Genomic DNA, 3,692 nt, shown 5'->3' with positions numbered 1-3,692 from the left:
TGATGATGGCTCACGCTTGGCAGCATACCGCCGGCCGCTCCCAGGCCGGCAACTCTGGAGGTAAATGATGGCCGGTCTTTCGCAAGCCGTCAGCTCGCTGTTCCTCAAGGAATTCGTCGGCGCGTTCTTTCTGTCGATGCGGTACTTCTTCAAGCCGAAGGCGACGTTGAATTACCCCTTCGAAAAGGGTCCGGTCAGCCCGCGCTTCCGCGGTGAGCATGCGCTTCGCCGTTATCCCAACGGTGAAGAGCGTTGCATCGCCTGCAAGCTGTGCGAGGCGATCTGTCCTGCACAGGCCATCACCATCGAGGCCGGCCCGCGCCGCAACGACGGCACGCGTCGCACGGTTCGCTACGACATCGACATGGTGAAATGCATCTATTGCGGTTTCTGCCAGGAAGCATGTCCGGTCGACGCGATCGTCGAAGGCCCGAACTTCGAGTTCGCGACCGAGACGCGCGAAGAGCTGTACTACGACAAGGACAAGCTCCTTGCCAACGGCGACCGCTGGGAACGTGAAATCGCACGCAACATCGCAATGGACTCGCCTTATCGCTGAGGCCACTTGCGGAGTGCCGCCCCGGGGAGGGCGGTGCATGTGACATAGGTTTGGGCAACGGCCGGACGCGCGTCCGGCTTTGCCTGTGGAGTGGGGCCGCAGCGCCTCACGCCGTGCAAGACGAAGAAGGCACCGATCATGGGTCTGCAGGTTCTTTTTTTCTATCTCTTTGCCTTCATCGCGGTGGCGTCGGCATTTATGGTCATTGCGGCCAGGAACCCGGTTTATTCGGTTCTGTTCCTGATCCTGACCTTCTTTAATTCGGCGGGTCTTTTCCTGCTGACCGGCGCCGAATTCCTCGCGATGATCCTGCTGGTCGTCTACGTCGGCGCGGTCGCGGTGCTGTTCCTGTTCGTCGTCATGATGCTCGACATCGATTTTGCCGAACTGCGTGCGGGCGTGCTCGAATACGCGCCGGTCGGCGCGCTGATCGGCCTGATCCTTGCAGCCGAGCTCATCATCGTGGTCGGTGGCGCAACGTTCTCGCCGGAGATCGCCAAGTCGGTCTCGATGCCGATCCCGGCCATCACCGAGCGGACGAACACGGCGGCCCTCGGCGACGTGCTCTATACCCACTACGTCTACTTCTTCCAGATCGCTGGCCTTGTGCTGCTCGTCGCCATGATCGGCGCCATCGTGCTGACGCTCCGCCACCGCGACAATGTCAAGCGCCAGAATATCCCGCAACAGGTTGCCCGCACGCCCGAGACCGCCGTCGAGGTGGTCACGGTCAAGCCTGGCCAGGGCATCTAAGTCGGACGCGAGATCGAGGAACATAAAATGGAAATCGGAATTTCCCACTATCTCACCGTCAGCGCCATCCTGTTCACGCTGGGCGTCTTCGGCATCTTCCTGAACCGCAAGAACGTCATCGTCATCCTGATGTCGGTCGAACTCATTCTTCTTGCGGTCAACATCAACATGGTCGCCTTCTCGGCGTTCCTGAATGATATCACAGGCCAGGTCTTTGCCCTGTTCATCCTGACCGTCGCGGCTGCGGAAGCGGCCATCGGACTTGCAATTCTCGTCGTCTTCTACCGCAACCGCGGCTCGATCGCTGTTGAAGACGTCAACATGATGAAGGGCTGATTGGGCTATGGATACCATCATCAAGGCTATCGTTTTCCTGCCTTTGATCGGCTTTCTGATCGCCGGCCTCTTCGGGAATTCGATCGGCGCCAAGGCATCGGAATATGTCACCAGCGGTCTGATGATCATCGCCGCTGCGCTCTCCTGGTACGTCTTCTTCGACGTCGCCATGGGCCACCAGGAAATGATCAAGGTTTCGGTGCTGCGCTGGATCCAGTCCGGCAGCTTCGACGTCGAATGGGCGTTCCGCGTCGACACGCTGACGTCGGTCATGTTCGTCGTCGTCAACACCGTGTCGACGCTCGTGCATGTCTATTCGATCGGCTACATGCACCACGATCCGCATCGTCCGCGCTTCTTTGCCTATCTGTCGCTGTTCACCTTCGCGATGCTCATGCTCATCACGTCGGACAACCTGGTGCAGATGTTCTTCGGCTGGGAAGGCGTGGGTCTCGCGTCCTACCTGCTCATCGGCTTCTGGTACAAGAAGCCGTCGGCGACCGCGGCCGCGATGAAGGCCTTCATTGTCAACCGCGTCGGCGACTTCGGTTTTGCGCTTGGCATCTTCCTCGTCTTCGTGCTGTTCGGCTCGGTCAACCTCGAAACGATCTTTGCCGCTGCCAAGACCTACCTGCCGGCCGAAGGTGCTGGCGCTGGGGAAGCGGTCATCACGCTCTTCGGCATGCACCTCGACAAGGCTGACGCAATCACCGCGGCATCTCTGCTGCTCTTCATGGGCGCCATGGGCAAGTCGGCGCAGTTCCTGCTGCACACCTGGCTTCCGGACGCCATGGAAGGCCCGACCCCGGTTTCGGCGCTGATCCATGCCGCAACCATGGTCACGGCTGGCGTGTTCCTGGTCGCCCGCATGTCGCCGATCTTCGAACTGTCGCCGGATGCGCTGACCGTTGTCACCATCGTCGGTGCGATCACCGCCTTCTTCGCGGCGACCGTCGGTCTCGTCCAGAACGACATCAAGCGCGTCATCGCCTATTCGACCTGCTCGCAGCTTGGCTACATGTTCGTGGCGCTCGGCGTCGGCGCCTATGGCGCGGCGATCTTCCACCTGTTCACACACGCCTTCTTCAAGGCGCTGCTGTTCTTGGGCGCGGGTTCCGTGATCCACGCCGTCGATGGCGAACAGGACATGCGCTACATGGGCGGTCTCCGCAAACACATTCCGGTCACCTACTGGATGATGTTCATCGGCACGATCGCGCTGACGGGCGTCGGCATTCCGGGCACGGTCATCGGTACCGCGGGCTTCTTCTCGAAGGACGCGATCATCGAATCCGCCTACGCCGCCCACAGCTCGGTTTCCGGCTTTGCCTATGCACTGCTGGTCGTCGCAGCACTCTTCACCAGCTTCTATTCGTGGCGTCTGACCTTCATGACATTCCACGGCAAGCCACGCGCTTCCTCGGATGTCATGCATCACGTTCATGAGTCGCCCCAGGTGATGCTGGTGCCGCTCTATATCCTCGGCATCGGCGCGCTCGTCGCGGGCTTCATCTTCCACGACTACTTCTTCGGCCACCACTATGCCGAGTTCTGGAAGGGTGCGCTGTTCACCTCGGCGGAAAACGAAGTTCTCGAGACCTACCACGACGTGCCGAAGTGGGTTAAGTGGAGCCCGTTCTGCGCCATGGCGCTCGGCCTCTTCACCGCCTGGTACATGTATATCCGCCGTCCGGAGCTGCCGAAGTATCTCGCCGAACAGCACCGTGGCCTCTATCAGTTCCTGCTCAACAAGTGGTACTTCGACGAGCTCTACGACTTCCTGTTCGTCCGTCCGGCCAAGTGGCTCGGTACGTTCCTGTGGAAGGAAGGCGATGGCCGCGTGATCGACGGCTACGGCCCGAACGGCATCGCTGCACGGGTGATGAACGTCACTGACCGCGTCGTCCGCCTGCAGACTGGTTACCTCTATCACTACGCGTTCGCGATGCTGATCGGCATTGCCGCGCTCGTTACTTGGATGATGTTCAGGAGTTCCTTCTGATGACCGATTGGCCCGTACTTTCCGCGGTCACCTTCATGCCGC

General features: G+C 60.3%; 4 protein-coding genes. All 4 read left to right on the top strand.

Features of this window, described 5'->3' with window-relative positions:
* Positions 1-67 precede the first annotated feature (67 nt).
* The 4 genes from nuoI to nuoL all read left to right on the top strand — a co-directional run bounded on the left by nuoI (position 68) and on the right by nuoL (position 3,650).
* On the top strand, positions 68-559 hold the full coding sequence (gene nuoI / locus VGO12_RS01370) for an NADH-quinone oxidoreductase subunit NuoI (protein WP_025426590.1): 492 nt from the start codon (positions 68-70) through the stop codon (positions 557-559).
* 138 nt (positions 560-697) lie between these two features.
* Entirely contained in the window at positions 698-1,312 is a 615-nt protein-coding gene (locus VGO12_RS01365; RefSeq protein WP_327510959.1) for an NADH-quinone oxidoreductase subunit J, read from the top strand.
* 27 nt (positions 1,313-1,339) lie between these two features.
* Positions 1,340-1,648 (top strand): NADH-quinone oxidoreductase subunit NuoK, encoded by a 309-nt coding sequence (gene nuoK / locus VGO12_RS01360; protein WP_034803568.1) that lies wholly within the window; start codon positions 1,340-1,342, stop codon positions 1,646-1,648.
* Between the two features lie 7 nt (positions 1,649-1,655).
* Positions 1,656-3,650: an NADH-quinone oxidoreductase subunit L gene (gene nuoL, locus VGO12_RS01355; RefSeq protein ID WP_327510958.1), complete on the top strand. Its 1,995-nt coding sequence runs from the start codon at positions 1,656-1,658 to the stop codon at positions 3,648-3,650.
* Positions 3,651-3,692: the final 42 nt, after the last annotated feature.

It is taken from the genome of Ensifer sp. (genome assembly GCF_035999135.1).
Taxonomy (GTDB): Bacteria; Pseudomonadota; Alphaproteobacteria; order Rhizobiales; family Rhizobiaceae; genus Ensifer.
Note: the sequence above shows the minus strand (reverse complement) of the source record. Positions and strands in the feature narration are given on the sequence as shown.

Bases quoted from the DNA above. Each gene is read 5' to 3' on its own strand.
- nuoI (WP_025426590.1), top strand. From the start codon at position 68: ATGGCCGGTCTTTCGCAAGCCGTCAGCTCGCTGTTCCTCAAGGAATTC.
- VGO12_RS01365 (WP_327510959.1), top strand. From the start codon at position 698: ATGGGTCTGCAGGTTCTTTTTTTCTATCTCTTTGCCTTCATCGCGGTG.
- nuoK (WP_034803568.1), top strand. From the start codon at position 1,340: ATGGAAATCGGAATTTCCCACTATCTCACCGTCAGCGCCATCCTGTTC.
- nuoL (WP_327510958.1), top strand. From the start codon at position 1,656: ATGGATACCATCATCAAGGCTATCGTTTTCCTGCCTTTGATCGGCTTT.